Source organism: Staphylococcus sp. FSL W8-1270, from assembly GCF_038007165.1.
GTDB lineage: Bacteria > Bacillota > Bacilli > Staphylococcales > Staphylococcaceae > Staphylococcus > Staphylococcus hominis.
Map to the genome: position 1 here is coordinate 1098534 of NZ_JBBOWQ010000001.1, position 18329 is coordinate 1116862.

Annotated in this window: 17 protein-coding genes, 1 riboswitch and 1 other annotated feature; all 17 genes read left to right on the forward strand. The window is 30.8% G+C overall.

Going from position 1 to position 18329, the window contains the following annotated elements; genetic code table 11:
- Window positions 1-107 precede the first annotated feature (107 nt).
- The 17 genes from gap to hemC all read left to right on the forward strand — a co-directional run bounded on the left by gap (window position 108) and on the right by hemC (window position 18307).
- A complete protein-coding gene (gene gap, locus NSU06_RS05570) occupies window positions 108-1133 on the forward strand; it encodes a type I glyceraldehyde-3-phosphate dehydrogenase (protein ID WP_049379575.1) in 1026 nt (341 codons plus the stop codon).
- Between the two features lie 290 nt (window positions 1134-1423).
- The gene (nrdR, locus tag NSU06_RS05575) at window positions 1424-1894 is read left to right on the forward strand and encodes a transcriptional regulator NrdR (protein WP_017176137.1); all 471 of its coding nucleotides are present in this window, start codon (window positions 1424-1426) and stop codon (window positions 1892-1894) included.
- A complete protein-coding gene (locus tag NSU06_RS05580; protein ID WP_049379574.1) occupies window positions 1895-3265 on the forward strand; it encodes a replication initiation and membrane attachment family protein in 1371 nt (456 codons plus the stop codon).
- Window positions 3266-4186, forward strand: coding sequence for a primosomal protein DnaI (gene dnaI, locus NSU06_RS05585; protein WP_048761548.1), 921 nt, complete (start codon window positions 3266-3268; stop codon window positions 4184-4186).
- A 310-nt stretch (window positions 4187-4496) separates the two neighbouring features.
- The gene (thrS, locus tag NSU06_RS05590) at window positions 4497-6434 is read left to right on the forward strand and encodes a threonine--tRNA ligase (RefSeq protein ID WP_049379573.1); all 1938 of its coding nucleotides are present in this window, start codon (window positions 4497-4499) and stop codon (window positions 6432-6434) included.
- 48 nt (window positions 6435-6482) lie between these two features.
- A riboswitch (Lysine riboswitch) is annotated at window positions 6483-6658 on the forward strand.
- A gap of 152 nt (window positions 6659-6810) precedes the next feature.
- Window positions 6811-8304 carry an amino acid permease gene (locus tag NSU06_RS05595; protein WP_049379572.1) on the forward strand — a complete coding sequence of 498 codons (1494 nt, stop codon included), beginning with the start codon at window positions 6811-6813 and terminating at the stop codon, window positions 8302-8304.
- Window positions 8305-8366: 62 nt separating this feature from the next.
- Window positions 8367-8494, forward strand: a sequence feature (ribosomal protein L20 leader region).
- 23 nt (window positions 8495-8517) lie between these two features.
- The gene (gene infC, locus NSU06_RS05600) at window positions 8518-9045 is read left to right on the forward strand and encodes a translation initiation factor IF-3 (protein ID WP_029376817.1); all 528 of its coding nucleotides are present in this window, start codon (window positions 8518-8520) and stop codon (window positions 9043-9045) included.
- Between the two features lie 27 nt (window positions 9046-9072).
- Window positions 9073-9273 carry a 50S ribosomal protein L35 gene (rpmI, locus tag NSU06_RS05605; RefSeq protein WP_002448990.1) on the forward strand — a complete coding sequence of 67 codons (201 nt, stop codon included), beginning with the start codon at window positions 9073-9075 and terminating at the stop codon, window positions 9271-9273.
- 53 nt (window positions 9274-9326) lie between these two features.
- Window positions 9327-9683, forward strand: coding sequence for a 50S ribosomal protein L20 (gene rplT / locus NSU06_RS05610; protein WP_002448983.1), 357 nt, complete (start codon window positions 9327-9329; stop codon window positions 9681-9683).
- A 181-nt stretch (window positions 9684-9864) separates the two neighbouring features.
- A complete protein-coding gene (locus tag NSU06_RS05615; RefSeq protein WP_017176142.1) occupies window positions 9865-10476 on the forward strand; it encodes an NUDIX domain-containing protein in 612 nt (203 codons plus the stop codon).
- 12 nt (window positions 10477-10488) lie between these two features.
- The gene (locus NSU06_RS05620; protein WP_017176143.1) at window positions 10489-11406 is read left to right on the forward strand and encodes a hypothetical protein; all 918 of its coding nucleotides are present in this window, start codon (window positions 10489-10491) and stop codon (window positions 11404-11406) included.
- A 154-nt stretch (window positions 11407-11560) separates the two neighbouring features.
- A complete protein-coding gene (tig, locus tag NSU06_RS05625; RefSeq protein WP_017176144.1) occupies window positions 11561-12877 on the forward strand; it encodes a trigger factor in 1317 nt (438 codons plus the stop codon).
- Between the two features lie 156 nt (window positions 12878-13033).
- Window positions 13034-14296 (forward strand): ATP-dependent Clp protease ATP-binding subunit ClpX, encoded by a 1263-nt coding sequence (gene clpX, locus NSU06_RS05630; protein ID WP_002448985.1) that lies wholly within the window; start codon window positions 13034-13036, stop codon window positions 14294-14296.
- A 151-nt stretch (window positions 14297-14447) separates the two neighbouring features.
- The gene (gene yihA, locus NSU06_RS05635; protein ID WP_002448982.1) at window positions 14448-15038 is read left to right on the forward strand and encodes a ribosome biogenesis GTP-binding protein YihA/YsxC; all 591 of its coding nucleotides are present in this window, start codon (window positions 14448-14450) and stop codon (window positions 15036-15038) included.
- Between the two features lie 136 nt (window positions 15039-15174).
- On the forward strand, window positions 15175-16512 hold the full coding sequence (gene hemA, locus NSU06_RS05640; protein WP_002488006.1) for a glutamyl-tRNA reductase: 1338 nt from the start codon (window positions 15175-15177) through the stop codon (window positions 16510-16512).
- Window positions 16513-16533: 21 nt separating this feature from the next.
- Window positions 16534-17346 (forward strand): cytochrome c biogenesis protein CcsA, encoded by an 813-nt coding sequence (ccsA, locus tag NSU06_RS05645; protein ID WP_002448932.1) that lies wholly within the window; start codon window positions 16534-16536, stop codon window positions 17344-17346.
- Between the two features lie 28 nt (window positions 17347-17374).
- The gene (hemC, locus tag NSU06_RS05650; RefSeq protein ID WP_017176145.1) at window positions 17375-18307 is read left to right on the forward strand and encodes a hydroxymethylbilane synthase; all 933 of its coding nucleotides are present in this window, start codon (window positions 17375-17377) and stop codon (window positions 18305-18307) included.
- Window positions 18308-18329: the final 22 nt, after the last annotated feature.

Below are 18329 nucleotides of genomic sequence, written 5' to 3' on the forward strand. Positions count from 1 at the left end.
GTAAAAGTAAAAAATATTACATTATTTTCGGTAAACGCTTTCAATAGAAATCTATTATGTTATACTAATTTTATAAAGTATAACATATAAAACAAGGGGTGCTTTAAATGTCAACAAATATTGCAATTAATGGAATGGGTAGAATAGGAAGAATGGTTTTAAGAATTGCATTACATAATGAAAATTTTAATGTGGTTGCGATTAATGCAAGCTATCCACCTGAAACAATTGCACATCTAATTAACTATGATACAACGCATGGACGTTATGATAAAAAAGTAGAACCAATTGATGATGGTATACGTGTTGATAACCATGACATTAAGTTAGTGTCAGATAGAAATCCTGAAAATTTACCATGGGAAGATTTAAATATAGATATCGTAATTGAAGCAACTGGAAAATTTAATCATGGTGATAAAGCAGTTGGACATATTCGTGCTGGAGCTAAAAAAGTATTACTAACTGGTCCATCTAAAGGTGGAGAAGTTCAAATGATTGTTAAAGGGGTAAATGATGACAAATTAGATGTTGAAAAGTATGACATTTTCAGTAATGCTTCATGTACGACAAATTGTATAGGACCAGTTGCTAAAGTTTTAAATGATCAATTTGGTATTGTCAATGGATTAATGACTACTGTTCATGCAATTACTAATGATCAAAAAAATATTGATAATCCTCATAAAGATTTACGTAGAGCACGTTCATGTAATGAAAGTATTATTCCAACTTCTACTGGAGCAGCAAAAGCATTAAAAGAAGTTTTACCAGAATTAGAAGGTAAACTTCATGGGTTAGCTTTACGTGTGCCTACAAAAAATGTTTCTTTAGTTGATTTAGTTGTAGATTTAGAAAAACCGGTAACTGTTGACGAAATTAATAATGCATTTCGTCATTCAGATTTAGATGGTGTTTTAGAAGTAGAACATGCACCTTTAGTGTCTGTCGATTTTAATACAAATCCACATTCAGCTATTATCGATGCTGAGAATACAATTGTAATGGATGATCATAAGGTGAAAGTGATTGCTTGGTATGATAATGAATGGGGTTATTCTAATAGAGTAGTAGAAGTAGCTGAAATGATTGGTGAACAACTAGTAGAAAAGTCTACTGTGACTGCAGTTTAAGCTTTTAATAAATAAAAGATTGTTAATTTTAGAGTTGATAGCCTAATCTAATGTCCTTGATTTTATAGATTAAAACATTATAAAAACATTAAATAATTTTTTTAATGAGTCATATATAGGAAAGTGAAAAAAGAATTTATATTGAATTCTATTTCACTTTCCTTTTTATATTCTATTATAGGTTTAGACAGCTAAGTTGTATCAATTTATTATCAATACATATGAGTTCTTTTGTCATAAATCGTTTTTATAGTATAATGGAGCATAATCTATTCAAGAGGGTGACAGATATGAAATGCCCAAAATGTAGTGCCACACATTCACGTGTGGTAGATTCAAGACATGCTGATGAAGCTAACGCAATACGTAGAAGACGTGAATGTGAGAATTGTGGGACAAGATTTACAACATTTGAACATATTGAAGTGAGTCCACTTATTGTGGTCAAAAAAGATGGAACACGTGAACAATTTTTAAGAGAAAAAATATTAAATGGTCTTGTAAGATCTTGTGAAAAAAGACCAGTTAGATATCAACAATTGGAAGACATTACTAATAAAGTAGAATGGCAATTACGCGATAAAGGTCATACAGAAATTTCATCTAGAGATATAGGTGAACATGTAATGAATTTGCTCATGCATGTAGATCAAGTCTCTTATGTACGATTTGCGTCAGTATATAAAGAGTTTAAAGATGTGGATCAATTATTAGCATCGATGCAAGGTATTTTGGATGATAACAAACGGAGTGATTCATAAATGAGTTTTAAATCTTATGAGTATGGTTTAAGTCCACACGATGGATTTAAAGTATATCGACATTTTTTCTTTAATCATCAACAATTAGAGATATTAAATCGATTGTACATACCGTTAATTGGCTTTAAAGCTATTGGTGTATATCATTTCATGAACCAATTTGTCGATGAAGTTGAAGATACCATTCTCACACATTACACTATCATGAATGAGCTTAAAATAAATTTATTAGAATTCCGTGAATATATGGATTTACTTGAAGGCATTGGGTTAATTAAAACATTTGTAAAACATGATAGTAATCAGTCTATGTTTATATATGAATTGATTCAACCTCCAACTGCATACCAATTTTTTAATGATCCAATGTTATCTATATACCTATACAATGAAGTTGATAATCGAAGATATAAAGATTTAAAAGCGTATTTTGAAAAAAATGAACCAGATTTAAACGCATTTCAACAAGTAACGCGCAAATTTACTGATGTATTCAAAGTTCCACATAAAAATATATCTATTGATGCTTCAACAATTCAAAAGGAAAATCATTCAGCTACTATAGATTTAGATAATGAATCATTTGACTTTGATATGTTGAGAGATATGTTACAACATCATTTTATAAGTGGAGAAATTATCACTAAAGAGGCAAAACAATTAATTTTACAATTGGCTACTTTATATGGGTTAACGCCTACTTCTATGAAACGAATCATTCTTAACTCTATCACACAAAATCAAACGTTATCATTTGAAGAGATGAGAAAACAAGCAAGGTCTCATTACTTAATTGAGCATCAACAACAGCTTCCTAAGTTACAAACTAAAGCTAATCCTTCTAATCATTTAGAACAATCACAGAGTCCAAATGAGACTACTGATGATATAAAGGAAAGTGATAGTTGGTTTAAGTTATTAGAAGACACAAGTCCTATCGATATGTTAGCGTCTTGGTCAGAATCAGAACCAACTTTACAACAAAAAAGAATGGTAGAAGAGTTAATAGAGCGTGAAAAACTGTCATTTGGTGTAATTAATATTTTATTACAATTTGTAATGCTTAAGAATGAAATGAAACTTCCTAAATCCTATATATTTGAAATCGCTTCAAATTGGAAAAAGTTAGGTATTAAAACTGCACAACAAGCATATGATTATGCGCTGAAAACAAATCAACAAATCAATGATAGTATAACTAAAAAAACAAAACGTCAGTATAAACAACGTGACGTTGCATCAATAGAAAAAACACCAAAATGGTTAAAAAATAAAAACCAACAAGATGAAAAACCAAACAATAATGATGCGCAATTTGAAAAAGATCGAGAAGCGTTTCGTGCTCAATTAGAACAAGATTGGGAGGATTAGATGAAACCATTTAGTAAACTTATAAAAAATCAAGATAATTTAAACAAAAGAATTGCTAAAATAAAAAATCAAGTCATTAATGATTCTGATGTTAAGCAATTTTTAAATCAACACCAGTCAGAACTTACTAATGAAATGATTGATAAAGATTTAAATGTACTTCAAGAATATAAAGATCAACAAAAACACTACGATGGTCACGATTATGCACACTGTCCAAACTTTGTTAAAGGTCATATTCCAGAATTATATATAGAAAATGAGCGTATTAAAGTTCGTTATCGATTATGTCCATGCAAAATTAAATACGATGAAGAACGTTTAAGTTCACAACTCATTACTGCCCATCACATGCAACGAGATACGTTGAATGCAAAAGTTAAAGATATCTATACCAACGATAGAAGTCGACTTGAAATAGCTATGGAAGTTAACGATATTTGTAAAAAGTTAGTTAACGGTGAACGCGTTAAGGGTCTTTATATACATGGCCCTTTTGGAACAGGCAAATCTTTTATTTTAGGAGCTATCGCAAACCAGCTTAAGTCAAAACATGTGCCATCTACAATAGTATATTTACCTGAATACATTCGTATACTCAAAGGTGGTTTTAAAGATGGAAGTTATAATGAAAAGTTAGAGCGTATACGAGAAGCAAATATTTTAATGTTAGATGATATCGGAGCTGAGGATGTCACAACGTGGGTAAGGGATGAAGTGATAGGTCCCTTATTACATTACCGTATGGTTCATGAGTTACCAACATTCTTTAGTTCAAATCTAAATTTGGAAGAATTAGAACATCATTTATCTATTTCAAACAAAGGGGCAGAAATAACGAAAGCTGCTCGAATTATCGAACGTATCAAAAGTTTAGCAAATGAATTTTATTTAGATGGGAAAAATTTACGAAATAATTGAAATTTACAATGTGTGATGTATAATAAAGATAAATCTAAATCGTTGAAATAAATGAAGATATGGTAATTTAATCTCTATCATACAGCAAGCCAACAATTGATGAGAATTTGGTTGATATATTAAATTATTACTCCTTCATATTTAGATGCTGGTAATCAGTATCCGGCTCAAGACCGTTATCTTATGAAGAGATATCTAGAATACATCTAGATAACTAGGGTGGTACCGCGACGAACTCGTCCCTTTTATAGGGAGGAGTTTTTTTATTTTCTTCAGCGATCATAGAATAAAATTTATGGAGGGTTTCGATATGGAACAAATTAATATTAAGTTTCCAGATGGCAATTCAAAATCATTTGACAAAGGAACTACTACAGAAGACATTGCACAATCAATTAGTCCTGGACTTCGAAAAAAAGCAGTAGCAGGAAAATTTAATAATCAACTCATTGATTTAACTCGTCCACTTGAAGAAGATGGGGCAATTGAAATTGTTACACCTGGTAGTGATGAAGCTCTAGAGGTATTACGTCATTCAACTGCTCATTTAATGGCTCAAGCATTAAAACGAATTTATGGAGATGTTAAATTCGGCGTTGGCCCAGTGATTGAAGGTGGTTTTTACTACGACTTTGATATGGATAAAAAAGTATCATCAGATGACTTTGAAAAAATCGAAAAAACAATGAAACAAATTGTTAACGAAAATTATAAAATTGAACGTAAAGTGGTTACTCGTGAAGAAGCAAAAGATTTCTTTAAAGATGATCCATATAAATTAGAATTAATTGATGCAATTCCTGAAGATGAGAATGTAACATTATACAGTCAAGGTGAATTTACAGATTTATGCCGTGGTGTTCATGTACCATCAACTTCAAAAATTAAAGAATTTAAACTACTTTCTACTGCAGGTGCATATTGGCGTGGAGATAGTGACAATAAAATGTTACAACGTATATATGGTACTGCTTTCTTTGATAAAAAAGATTTAAAAGCACATTTAGAAATGTTAGAGGAACGTCGTGAACGTGATCATCGTCGTATTGGTAAAGATTTAGAATTATTTACAAATAATCAACTTGTTGGTGCTGGTCTTCCACTATGGTTACCAAATGGTGCAACAATTCGCCGTGAAATTGAACGTTATATTGTAGATAAGGAAGTAAGCATGGGATATGATCATGTATATACTCCAGTTCTAGCTAACGTTGAACTTTATAAAACTTCAGGTCATTGGGATCACTATAGAGATGATATGTTCCCACCAATGAAATTAGATGAAACTGAAGAAATGGTATTACGTCCAATGAACTGTCCACATCATATGATGGTTTATAATAATAAACCACATTCTTATCGTGAATTACCAATTCGTATTGCTGAATTAGGTACTATGCATAGATATGAAGCAAGTGGTGCAGTATCAGGCTTACAACGTGTAAGAGGTATGACTTTAAATGATTCTCATATCTTTGTACGTCCTGACCAAATTAAAGATGAATTCAAACGCGTTGTTCATATGATACAAGATGTTTATGAAGACTTTGGTTTTGAAGATTACACTTTCAGATTAAGTTACAGAGATCCTGAAGATAAAGAAAAATATATGGATGATGATGACATGTGGAATAAAGCTGAGTCTATGCTTAAAGAAGCAGTAGACGAAATGGGCTTACCATATGTTGAAGCCATTGGAGAAGCAGCATTCTATGGTCCTAAATTAGATGTTCAAGTTAAAACTGCAATGGGTAAAGAAGAAACCCTTTCAACTGCACAACTTGATTTCTTACTACCTGAACGATTTGATTTATCTTATATTGGTAGTGATGGTGAAAATCACCGTCCTGTTGTTATTCATCGTGGCGTAGTTTCAACTATGGAACGTTTTGTAGCTTTCTTAACTGAAGAAACTAAAGGTGCTTTCCCAACATGGTTAGCTCCAAAACAAGTTGAGATTATTCCAGTAAATGTAGATTTACATTATGACTATGCGAGAAATTTACAAGATGAATTAAAATCTCAAGGTGTTCGTGTAGAAATTGATGATCGTAACGAAAAAATGGGCTATAAAATTCGTGAGGCACAAATGCAAAAAATTCCTTATCAAATTGTAGTAGGAGATAAAGAAGTTGAAAACAACGAAGTAAATGTTCGTAAGTATGGCTCACAAGATCAAGAAACAATGGAAAGAGATGAATTTATCTGGAACTTAGTAGATGAAATTCGTCTAAAAAAACGTAGATAGTCTTGATAAAATAATATCCTTAATGTATATTACAAAGTAGTTAAATAAAAATGAGTTAGAGGTTGCATCTTTAAAAAGTAATACTTCAGAAGTTGATATGGAACGTATGTTGAAAGTATGAAAGGTAAAGATGCCGAAACAAATGATAACCATACTTATGATTTGTTGGGACAGTTATCGAATAGAAACTGTACTGTCACAGTTTGTGATGTGCTACCGATATAGATTAAGTAATGGGTGCATATCTTAACGGTATGTACCTATTTTTTAATTTGTAATTTGATTTACATATCATTTATAAAAATTAAATATGTTAATTATCTTCACATAACAAATAAATACTTAGCTAACCTCTACATTAAGAAAGGGAGCTTATATGAGTAAAGTTGAAAATCAAGATAGTGGTATGAAGAGAGGGTTAAAAGATCGTCACATCTCCATGATTGCAATGGGAGGCTGTATTGGTACAGGCCTATTTATGACATCAGGTGGTGCTATTCACGATGCCGGTGCATTAGGTGCGCTTATTGCATATGCAATTATTGGCGCCATGGTATTCTTTTTAATGACTTCTTTAGGAGAAATGGCTACGTATTTACCTGTTTCGGGTTCATTTAGTACCTATGCAACACGATTTGTAGATCCATCATTAGGATTCGCATTAGGTTGGAACTATTGGTTTAACTGGGTAATTACTGTAGCGGCAGATGTAACTATTGCAGCGCAAGTCATTCAGTATTGGACACCTATGGCAGGGATACCAGCATGGGTATGGAGTTGTATCTTTATAGTTATTATTTTCGCATTAAACTCTTTATCTGTAAGAGTATATGGTGAAAGTGAATATTGGTTTGCACTTATAAAAGTCATTACAGTAATTATTTTTATAATTATTGGTATTTTAACTATATTAGGAATTATGGGTGGACATTTTGTAGGATTTGAGACATTTACTAAAGGTGATGGGCCAATCCTAGGTGGAAACCTTGGCGGTAGTTTACTTTCAATCCTAGGTGTATTCTTAGTTGCTGGTTTCTCATTCCAAGGTACTGAATTAATAGGTATTACTGCTGGAGAATCTGAGAATCCAGAACGTGCTGTCCCAAAAGCAATTAAACAAGTTTTCTGGAGAATATTACTATTTTACATTTTAGCCATCTTTGTTATTGGTATGTTAATTCCTTATAATAGTAATGCTTTAATGGGTGGAGATAACGATATTGCAACATCTCCATTTACGCTTGTCTTTAAAAATGCAGGATTAGCATTCGCTGCTTCATTTATGAATGCAGTTATTTTAACCTCAGTATTATCAGCTGGTAATTCAGGGATGTATGCATCAACACGTATGTTATATTCAATGAGTAAAGATAAATTAGCTTTCGCTTCATTTGGTAAAACGAATAAACACGGCGTGCCATATTTATCATTAATTGCTACTGGTGTACTTGTAGTCGTTATTTTCTTAGTACAAAAATTAAGCGGAAATGCTTATGAATATATTGTAGCTGCCAGTGGTATGACAGGGTTTATTGCTTGGGTAGGTATTGCAGTAAGTCATTATCGCTTTAGACGAGCATTTAATGTTCAGCATCATCGTAAATCAGAATTGAAATATAAAGCGAAATGGTTCCCATTCGGTCCAATATTTGCAGGTATATTGTGTGTGATTGTGATTGTTGGACAAGATGTAGATTTCATTAAAACAGGGCACTTTGATCTTAATCGATTTATTATTACGTATATGGGTATTCCAGTATTTTTAGTATTCTTTATTTATCATAAATTAAGATATAAAACTAAAAAAATACCTCTTGAAGAAGTTGATTTAAGCCAAGATGTCTCAATGAATGAAGTAAAACATCACTAATTTTAAAAAACAATTGACATGCTTAATAAAACTTGATATGATTAGTATCGTTGATTACGAAACGAACCAAGTAGAAACACCCGTTTCTCACCTGTAGCGACGCAAAAAGCTGTTGGCAGGTTAATCATGTCACACAATTATTGTGTATGAGTGAAGAGCGGGCAAATATTGTCCGCTCTTTTTGCTTGGGAAAATTTCGTAAAATTTTGGGAGGTGTCAACCATAGCAAAAGATCAAACGCAAGTTAACGAAAAAATTCGCGCAAAAGAATTACGTTTAATTGGCCAAAATGGTGACCAAATTGGTGTTAAATCTAAAAGAGAAGCTCTTGAGATGGCTGAAAGAGTTGAATTAGATTTAGTAGTTGTTGCACCAAATGCTAAACCACCTGTTGCAAGAATTATGGATTATGGTAAATATAAATTCGAACAACAGAAAAAAGAAAAAGAAATGAAGAAAAAACAAAAAGTTATCAATGTTAAAGAAATTCGTTTAAGTCCAACTATTGAGGAACACGATTTCCAAACTAAGTTGAAAAATGGACGTAAATTCTTAACTAAAGGTGACAAATGTAAAGTTTCTATTCGTTTCAGAGGTCGTGCAATTACACACAAAGAAATTGGTCAACGTGTTTTAGAAAAATTTGCAGACGAATGTAAAGATATTGCCACTGTTGAACAAAAACCTAAAATGGAAGGGCGCCAAATGTTTATTATGTTAGCGCCTATAAACGAAAAATAATTTACTTTTATTAGGAGGAAATGAATCATGCCAAAAATGAAAACTCACCGTGGAGCAGCTAAACGTGTTAAAAGAACTGGTTCAGGTCAATTAAAACGTTCTAGAGCTTTCACATCTCACTTATTTGCAAATAAAAATACTAAACAAAAACGTAAATTACGTAAAGCTAAACTAGTATCTAAAAGCGATATGAAACGCGTAAAACAATTATTAGCTTACAAAAAATAATTAATATTACTTTCGAACGATGATAAAGCGATATATTTAAGGAGGAATTTAACATGCCACGAGTTAAAGGTGGAACAGTAACAAGAGCACGTCGTAAAAAAACGATTAAATTAGCTAAAGGTTACTTCGGTTCAAAACATACATTATATAAAGTAGCAAAACAACAAGTGATGAAATCAGGTCAATACGCATTCCGTGACCGTCGTCAACGTAAACGTGATTTCCGTAAATTATGGATTACACGTATTAATGCAGCTGCACGTCAACATGACATCAGCTATTCTCGTTTAATGAACGGTTTGAAAAAGGCTGACATTAACATTAACCGTAAAATGCTTTCTGAAATTGCTATTTCAGACGATAAAGCTTTCGGTGAATTAGTATCAAAAGCTAAAGATGCTTTAAAATAATTAATATTTAAAAGCCAATAAGGTAACTATAAAACCTTATTGGCTTTTTTATTTACTTTTATTCATCAAATATTCTTTAATAGAATTATGATAAGTAAACGAACCAGTTAAATATCATTGTGATTTAAATCATTGGTTTGTTAAACTATTAAAAAAGAATATTAATTTCAAGGAGTTAACTATGTCTAAATTTGATGAACAAATCATCGTCGTATCAAGAGAATTATTATTTGATAATGAAAAAAATGCATTTAATGGATTCTTATCGAAAAACGATGTTCAAGGTGAAGAAATATTTAATACGTTTAAAAACTATGAAGTAAAAAGACGTGGAGATATGGAAGAAGATCCATCTTATAAACAACTTATTTCATATTGTCTTTTAGAAAATGAAAATGATGAAATCTTAGTATATCAACGTTTAAGTGGTGGCGGAGAAGAACGCTTACACGGACAGTCTTCAGTGGGTGTTGGTGGACATATGAATAATGTTGTTGGTGCCGATTCAATTAATGAAGTTTTAAGAGTGAATGCACAAAGAGAACTTAATGAAGAAGTAGGATTATCTGAAGATAGATCTCAAAATATGGAATATATTGGTTTTATTAATGATGATACTAATGCAGTAGGTAAAGTTCATATAGGTGTTGTTTTCAAAATTAAGGTGAAATCTAGTGATGTAGAAGTTAGAGAAACTGACACTTTAAAAATTAATTGGGTATCACAAGATGAAATAAATGATTTAAATCATTTTGAATCATGGAGTGCGTTAATTTTAAAAGATTTAAAATAAAGGGGGCTCAATATGTCTGATATTATCCCTTTTCCTCAATCAAAGCAAAAATTATATCATAATATTTTAAATGCACAACAACAAAATAAATATAAAGAAATGTATCAATTGTTTGATATATATGAAGCCTCATTCGAGTTAGATAATCAATTATCTTTGATTAAATGTGACATGTTAAATGAATTAGGGTTATATTTAGAATTAAGAGAAGAAGCAATTATTTTCTTAAAAAAAGGTATACCTCATTACGACGAACTAATTATTTTCTATATTAAAGCATTAATAGGTTTAAATCAGAATTATGAAGCAATTGAAGTCATTAATCAAATCATTAACGAAGTGAAAGAACATAAAACTAGAATGGCACTCTTTCCATTAAAAGAATATGCCCAATCTAAATTAGATGAAGACAAGAAACTTTCTAGTCAATTATTATCAGAATTTACTAGTTTAGATTTAAATCGTCAAACTAAATTAATGATTAAACTCATTGATAACGGACATTATGAATTCAGAAAGACGGTTGCTTTTTTATTATCTAATCAAGTAGAATCTTATAATTTAAAAAGTCTCATGCTTGAGTATTTACGTTTTTCAAATTATGATAGTGAAATAAAAATTGAGAAGTATGGTTATGAAGTCAACATCCTCCCTACAACATTAAAAGGTTTAGAACACACAGATATGAAAACTACTGTTATTCCCAAAGTTCTCGATAGATTAGAAAATGGAGCTTTGAATATACAAAATGAAGCTCAGTATGTGATGAATAATCATTCAATAAAACTATATCCACTTGATATATTTTCACTTTTTAATGAAGAAGATTGGATAATAGCTTATGATGTTTATTTTAAGTCAATGATTGGTATAGAAGTAAGTGAAGCAAATCAAGAATTATTAACATTAATTTATCAGTTAGATAATTAAATGTGAGCAAATCATTTTAGTTTACTTAAATGATTCTGTAAAGTTGAATTACTATTTAAAATCCCCTATAAAACATTGTTTGTGTCCATATTGGACCTATGATATAATAGGGAAGTTGAAAAAATTAAAAATGTAAGCATGGAGGTATTTATACATGACAGCAACTTGGGAAAAAAAAGAAGGTAACGAAGGTTTATTAAAAGTTACTGTTCCAGCAGAAAAAGTAAATAAAGCATTAGATCAAGCATTTAAAAAAGTGGTTAAACAAATTAACGTGCCTGGTTTCCGTAAAGGTAAAGTGCCTCGTCCAATTTTCGAACAACGTTTTGGCGTTGAAGCATTATATCAAGATGCAGTAGATATTCTTTTACCTGAAGCTTATGGTGAAGCCATTGAAGAAACTAAAATCAATCCAGTCGCTCAACCTGAAATTAATGTAACTCAAATTGAAAAAGGTAAAGATTTCGAATTTGAAGCAACAGTGACTGTTGAACCTGAAGTTAAATTAGGAGATTATAAAGGTCTTGAAATTGAAAAACAAGATTCTGAATTAACTGATCAAGATTTACAAGATGAAATTGATCATAGTTTAGGTCATTTAGCTGATATGGTTGTTAAAGAAGATGGTGCAGTTGAAGAAGGAGACACTGTAAATATTGACTTTGATGGTTATGTAGATGGCGAACAATTTGAAGGTGGCCAAGCTGATGGTTATGATTTAGAAATCGGTTCAGGTTCATTTATTCCAGGATTTGAAGATCAATTAGTAGGCGTTAAAACTGGAGAAGAAAAAGACGTTGTTGTAACATTCCCAGAAGAATATCACGCTGAAGAATTAGCTGGTAAAGAAGCTACATTCAAAACTAAAGTAAATGAAATTAAATACAAAGAAGTACCCGAATTAACTGATGAAATTGCAAATGAATTAGATTCAGATGCTAATTCAGTAGATGAGTATAAAGAAAACTTACGCAAACGTTTATCAGAACAAAAAGCACAAGATGCTGAAAATGTGGAAAAAGAAGAAGCAATTAATAAAGTAACTGAAAATACAACAATTGATATTCCACAAGCTATGATTGACACTGAATTAGATCGTATGGTTCAAGAATTTGGTCAAAGAATCCAACAACAAGGTTTAGACTTACAAACTTACTTCCAAATTTCTGGTCAAGATGAATCTCAATTAAGAGAACAAATGAAAGATGATGCAGAGCAACGTGTTAAAACAAACTTAACATTATCAGCAATTGCAGATGAAGAAAATATCGAAGTCACAGATGAAGATATTGATAAAGAATTAGAAAAAATGAGCAGTCAATTTAATATCTCAGTAGAAGATATTAAACAAACTCTTGGTAATACTGATATCATTAAAAATGATGTACGTATTCAAAAAGTAATTGACTTATTAAGAGACAATGCTAAATATGTTGATTCAGCTAAAGAAGATAAAAAAGAAGACAAATAATAAACTTTTAAATTGATATAAAGTTTAAAAATAAGTAGCAGGTGCATCATTATATGTATCTGCTACTATATGTTTTAAGCATTTTAGTTGTTAACTATCAATTTGCATTGTAGAATGCTATCTAGTATAGTCGTTTAAGGATAGAGGTGTAAATGAATGTTTAAATTTAATGAAGATGAAGAAAATTTAAAATGTTCTTTCTGTGGTAAGGACCAAGATCAAGTTAAAAAATTAGTAGCAGGTAGTGGTGTATACATTTGTAATGAATGTATCGAACTATGTTCTGAAATTGTTGAAGAAGAATTAGCTCAAGCTACTTCAGAAGAATTTACTGAATTACCGACGCCTAAAGAAATTATGGACCATTTAAATGAATATGTTATTGGCCAAGAAAAAGCTAAAAAATCTTTAGCAGTGGCAGTTTACAATCATTACAAACGTATTCAACAATTGGGTCCAAATGAAGATGATGTTGAGTTACAAAAAAGTAATATCGCCTTAATTGGACCAACGGGTAGCGGTAAAACATTACTTGCACAAACACTTGCTAAAACATTGAATGTACCATTTGCTATTGCAGATGCAACAAGTTTAACTGAAGCAGGTTATGTTGGTGATGATGTTGAAAATATTTTATTACGTTTGATTCAAGCTGCTGATTTTGACATTGATAAAGCAGAAAAAGGAATTATTTATGTAGACGAAATTGATAAAATTGCTAGAAAATCTGAAAATACATCAATTACGCGTGATGTTTCTGGTGAAGGTGTACAACAAGCATTACTTAAAATCTTAGAAGGTACAACAGCAAGTGTACCACCTCAAGGTGGCCGTAAACATCCTAACCAAGAATTGATTCAAATTGACACAACTAATATTCTATTTATATTAGGTGGTGCGTTTGATGGTATTGATGAAGTCATTAAACGCCGTTTAGGTGAAAAAGTTATCGGTTTTGCTAGCAATGAAGCAGATAAGTATGATGAAGAAGCTTTATTAGCACAAATTCGTCCTGAAGATTTACAAGCATATGGTTTAATTCCAGAATTTATTGGACGTGTACCAATAGTTGCTAATTTAGAAACATTAGATGTTGAAGCGCTTAAAAATATTTTAACGCAACCTAAAAACGCGTTAGTTAAGCAATATACAAAAATGTTAGCTCTTGATAACGTTGAATTAGAATTTACTGAAGAAGCTTTGGCAGCAGTCAGTGAAAAAGCAATTGAACGAAAAACTGGAGCACGTGGATTACGATCAATTATAGAAGAATCTTTAATTGATATTATGTATGATGTACCTTCAACAAGTGATGTTGCTAAAGTTGTAGTAACTGCTCAAACAATTAATGAGGAAATCGAGCCTGAAATGTATGATTCAGAAGGTAATTTATTGAACGGTACTAAAACTTCAGCTTAATTATCAACCATATAATAAGGAAGTGGTGATAGAATTCATTTGAGTTCGAAACTGCTTCCTTATTTTTATACATATCATTTTTTTAAAATTTTAGATTTTTAAACATTTATATTATAATAAAGCAGCTATAATAATGAAGAGGTGTTTGAATATGAATATTAACCCAAATAATATAGAATTAATGATTAGTGCAGTGAAAGAAGAACAATATCCTGAAACCAATTTAACTGAAATCGCTTTAAGTGGACGTTCTAATGTGGGTAAGTCCTCTTTTATTAATAGTATGATTGGTAGAAAAAATATGGCTCGTACTTCACAACAGCCTGGAAAAACGCAAACTCTAAACTTCTATAATATTGATGAACAACTTATTTTTGTTGATGTTCCTGGATATGGATATGCAAAAGTAAGTAAATCACAGCGTGAAAAATTTGGGAAAATGATAGAAGAGTATTTAACTAAACGAGAAAATCTAGGTTTAGTCATTCAACTTGTAGATTTACGACATAATCCTACCGAAGATGATGTATTAATGTATAATTATTTAAAACATTTCGATCTGCCAACACTAGTCATTTGTACTAAGGAAGATAAAATTGCGAAAGGTAAAGTTCAAAAACATATAAAAAATATAAAACAAAAATTAGATTTAGATCCAAACGATACAATTATAAGTTACTCTTCTATTCAAAATTCTAAACAGCAATACATTTGGGATATTATTGCTAATTATATAAATTAAAAGAAATATCTTGTAATTAAGTGACGAAATTTTGACTTCACATTAGAATGTTTCTAATTTATTTGAGCATCAAACTTAAATTCATTCTAAAATGTGTTATACTAACGATATTGTTAGTATATGGAGGGCGTTATAAATGCATTTTATTGCTATTAGCATAAATCATCGTACTGCTGATGTAGCTTTAAGAGAGCAAGTTGCTTTTAGAGATGATGCCTTACGATTAGCCAATGAAGATTTATTCGAAACTAAAGCAATTTTAGAAAATGTAATATTATCGACATGTAATCGTACAGAAGTATATGCTGTAGTGGATCAAATTCATACAGGACGATATTATATTCAACGATTTTTAGCTCGTTCATTTGGATTTGAAGTAGATGATATTAAAGCAATGTCTGAAGTTAAAGTGGGGGACGAAGCAGTAGAACATCTATTGCGTGTAACTTCAGGTTTAGATTCAATTGTGTTAGGAGAAACACAAATTTTAGGCCAAATGCGTGATGCATTTTTCTTAGCGCAAGATTTAAAAACAACTGGAACTATCTTTAATCATCTATTTAAACAAGCAATTACTTTTGCTAAAAAAGCACATAATGAAACAGATATCGCAGATAATGCTGTAAGTGTTTCATATGCTGCTGTGGAATTATCAAAAAAAGTATTAGGTAAATTAAAAAATAAACATGCTGTTATTATTGGTGCAGGTGAAATGAGTGAATTGTCGTTATTAAATTTACTCGGCTCAGGCATTAATCATATTACAATTGTAAATCGAACAGAAAGTAAAGCTAGAATTTTAGCTGAAAAACATCAAGTTAGTTATGATAAGCTAGAATCTTTACCTAGTTTATTAACTTCAACTGATATTGTTATTAGTTCTACTAGTTCACCAGATTATATTATTACTAAAAGTATGATTAATCAGGCACTATCATATAGAAAATCTAAATTATTATTATTAGACATTGCAGTACCACGAGATATTGAACCATGTCATAATTTAAGTGATGACGTATTTAATTATGATGTAGATGATTTAAAAGGTTTAGTTGATGCTAATTTAAAAGAACGACAAATGGCGGCTGAAGCTATTTCTAATGAAATTCCTGCTGAAATTAAAGCACATAATGATTGGGTAAATATGTTGGGTGTAGTTCCTGTAATAAGAGCTTTACGTGAAAAAGCAATGACTATTCAAGCTGAAACAATGGATAGTATCGATAGAAAATTACCGAATCTATCTGAACGAGAACGAACAGTCATTTCTAAACATACTAAAAGTATTATTAATCAAATGTTGAAAGATCCAATTAAACAGGCTAAGGAATTGAGTAACGATAAAAAAAGTAATGAAAAATTAGAGCTATTTCAAAATATATTTGATATTGAAGCCGAAGATCCTTATAAAGCAGTGAAAGAACGAAAAAAAGAAAAGGAACTTTCAGTACGACATATCTTTAGTTTTGAATAAGCATATTAAAATGGTGATAATATGCAAGAAACGCTATTTATTAGATTTCATGAAATTATATTAATTGTATATTTAATTAGCATTCTTTGTTATTTTATAGACTTTGTTCGGAAGAGTCATAAGATTAGAGTACTTGGAATTTATGCCTTAGGGATTGTTTGGTTTTTACAAACAATCTCTTTGTCTATGTATATTACTTCGCATAGTGATGTATTGTTTAATTCCATATTTGATGTTTTTTTCTTCTTGTCATGGATGATTATTTCTATTTCTCTAGTTTTAAATATTATTAAAGTTCTAAGTTTTTCTGTGTTTTTTTTGAATGTAATTGGATTTATCTTATTAACGATGAATACATTTAGACCTGAACACTATACAAACAGTATACAAAAAGTACAAGTTATAAATGAATTATTACTTGTACATGTAGGGCTTGCAGTATTGAGTTATGCTTTTTTTGCACTTGCATTTGTAAATGCATTGCTATATATCATTCAATATAAAAACCTTAAAGAAAAAAACTTTAATCAGAAATATTTTAGAATTGGCAGTGTAGCAACTCTTGAAAAAATTATATTTTTTTCAACTTTGGGCGGTTTAGTAATATTAATATTGAGTGTAATTTTAATTGCTCAATGGGGAATCTATGCGGTTGGTATAGCAATATTTAAAGATCCGAAGGTTATGTTGTCTGTCATTATTACGCTTCTTTATACAGTATATATCGTTATGTATTTAAAAAAGAAAATCATCTCAATTAATTTAATTTATTTTAATATTATGATATTTTGCCTATGTATGGTGAATTTATTCTTCACTACTCATTTTAATTAAAAGAAAACTTATGTAGGAGGCCTTGTTTATGCGTAAATTAGTTGTGGGTTCACGTAGAAGTAAACTTGCTTTAACACAAAGTAAACAATTCATTGATAAATTAAAAGCCATTGATCCATCTTTAGAAATCGAAATTAAAGAGATTGTCACAAAGGGAGATCGAATTGTGAATCAACAACTATCTAAAGTTGGAGGAAAAGGCCTATTTGTTAAAGAGATTCAAAATGAACTATTTAACAACGATATCGATATGGCAATACACTCATTAAAAGATGTTCCTAGTATTATTCCAGAAGGTTTAACATTAGGTTGTATTCCTGATAGAGAAATACCATTTGATGCCTATATTGCCAAAAATCACGTACCATTAGAAGAACTTCCTAAGAATAGTATAGTTGGTACAAGTTCATTAAGAAGAGGTGCACAAATATTATCTAAATATCCTCATCTAAAAATTAAATGGATTCGTGGTAATATTGATACACGTTTAAATAAATTAGAAACAGAAGATTATGATGCGATTATTTTAGCAGCAGCAGGACTCAAACGTATGGGTTGGTCTGATGACGTAGTAACAACTTATTTAGATAAAGACACATTACTACCTGCAATCGGTCAAGGTGCTCTTGGCATTGAGTGCCGTAGTAACGATATTGAACTTCTCGAGTTACTTCAAAAAGTTCACAATAATGAAGTTGCAAATTGTGTAACGGCCGAACGAACATTTTTAGCTGCAATGGATGGAAGTTGTCAAGTTCCAATTGGTGGATATGCGAATTATAACAATAACAATGAAATTGAGTTTACAGGCTTAATCATGACACCAGATGGTAAGGAACGTTATGAACATACTGAAGTAGGAACTGACCCTGTAAAATTAGGGAACAGAGTAAGTGAGATACTTAAAGAACAAGGTGCGTATGAAATTATAAGAAAATTAAACGAAGAAGCATCACATTAATACTAAATCTTAGTAGAGGTGT

Excerpts from the sequence above, each read along its gene's own strand:
- gap (WP_049379575.1), top strand. The coding sequence starts at position 108 with ATGTCAACAAATATTGCAATTAATGGAATGGGTAGAATAGGAAGAATG.
- nrdR (WP_017176137.1), top strand. The coding sequence starts at position 1,424 with ATGAAATGCCCAAAATGTAGTGCCACACATTCACGTGTGGTAGATTCA.
- NSU06_RS05580 (WP_049379574.1), top strand. The coding sequence starts at position 1,895 with ATGAGTTTTAAATCTTATGAGTATGGTTTAAGTCCACACGATGGATTT.
- dnaI (WP_048761548.1), top strand. The coding sequence starts at position 3,266 with ATGAAACCATTTAGTAAACTTATAAAAAATCAAGATAATTTAAACAAA.
- thrS (WP_049379573.1), top strand. The coding sequence starts at position 4,497 with ATGGAACAAATTAATATTAAGTTTCCAGATGGCAATTCAAAATCATTT.
- NSU06_RS05595 (WP_049379572.1), top strand. The coding sequence starts at position 6,811 with ATGAGTAAAGTTGAAAATCAAGATAGTGGTATGAAGAGAGGGTTAAAA.
- rpmI (WP_002448990.1), top strand. The coding sequence starts at position 9,073 with ATGCCAAAAATGAAAACTCACCGTGGAGCAGCTAAACGTGTTAAAAGA.
- rplT (WP_002448983.1), top strand. The coding sequence starts at position 9,327 with ATGCCACGAGTTAAAGGTGGAACAGTAACAAGAGCACGTCGTAAAAAA.
- NSU06_RS05615 (WP_017176142.1), top strand. The coding sequence starts at position 9,865 with ATGTCTAAATTTGATGAACAAATCATCGTCGTATCAAGAGAATTATTA.
- NSU06_RS05620 (WP_017176143.1), top strand. The coding sequence starts at position 10,489 with ATGTCTGATATTATCCCTTTTCCTCAATCAAAGCAAAAATTATATCAT.
- tig (WP_017176144.1), top strand. The coding sequence starts at position 11,561 with ATGACAGCAACTTGGGAAAAAAAAGAAGGTAACGAAGGTTTATTAAAA.
- clpX (WP_002448985.1), top strand. The coding sequence starts at position 13,034 with ATGTTTAAATTTAATGAAGATGAAGAAAATTTAAAATGTTCTTTCTGT.
- yihA (WP_002448982.1), top strand. The coding sequence starts at position 14,448 with ATGAATATTAACCCAAATAATATAGAATTAATGATTAGTGCAGTGAAA.
- hemA (WP_002488006.1), top strand. The coding sequence starts at position 15,175 with ATGCATTTTATTGCTATTAGCATAAATCATCGTACTGCTGATGTAGCT.
- ccsA (WP_002448932.1), top strand. The coding sequence starts at position 16,534 with ATGCAAGAAACGCTATTTATTAGATTTCATGAAATTATATTAATTGTA.
- hemC (WP_017176145.1), top strand. The coding sequence starts at position 17,375 with ATGCGTAAATTAGTTGTGGGTTCACGTAGAAGTAAACTTGCTTTAACA.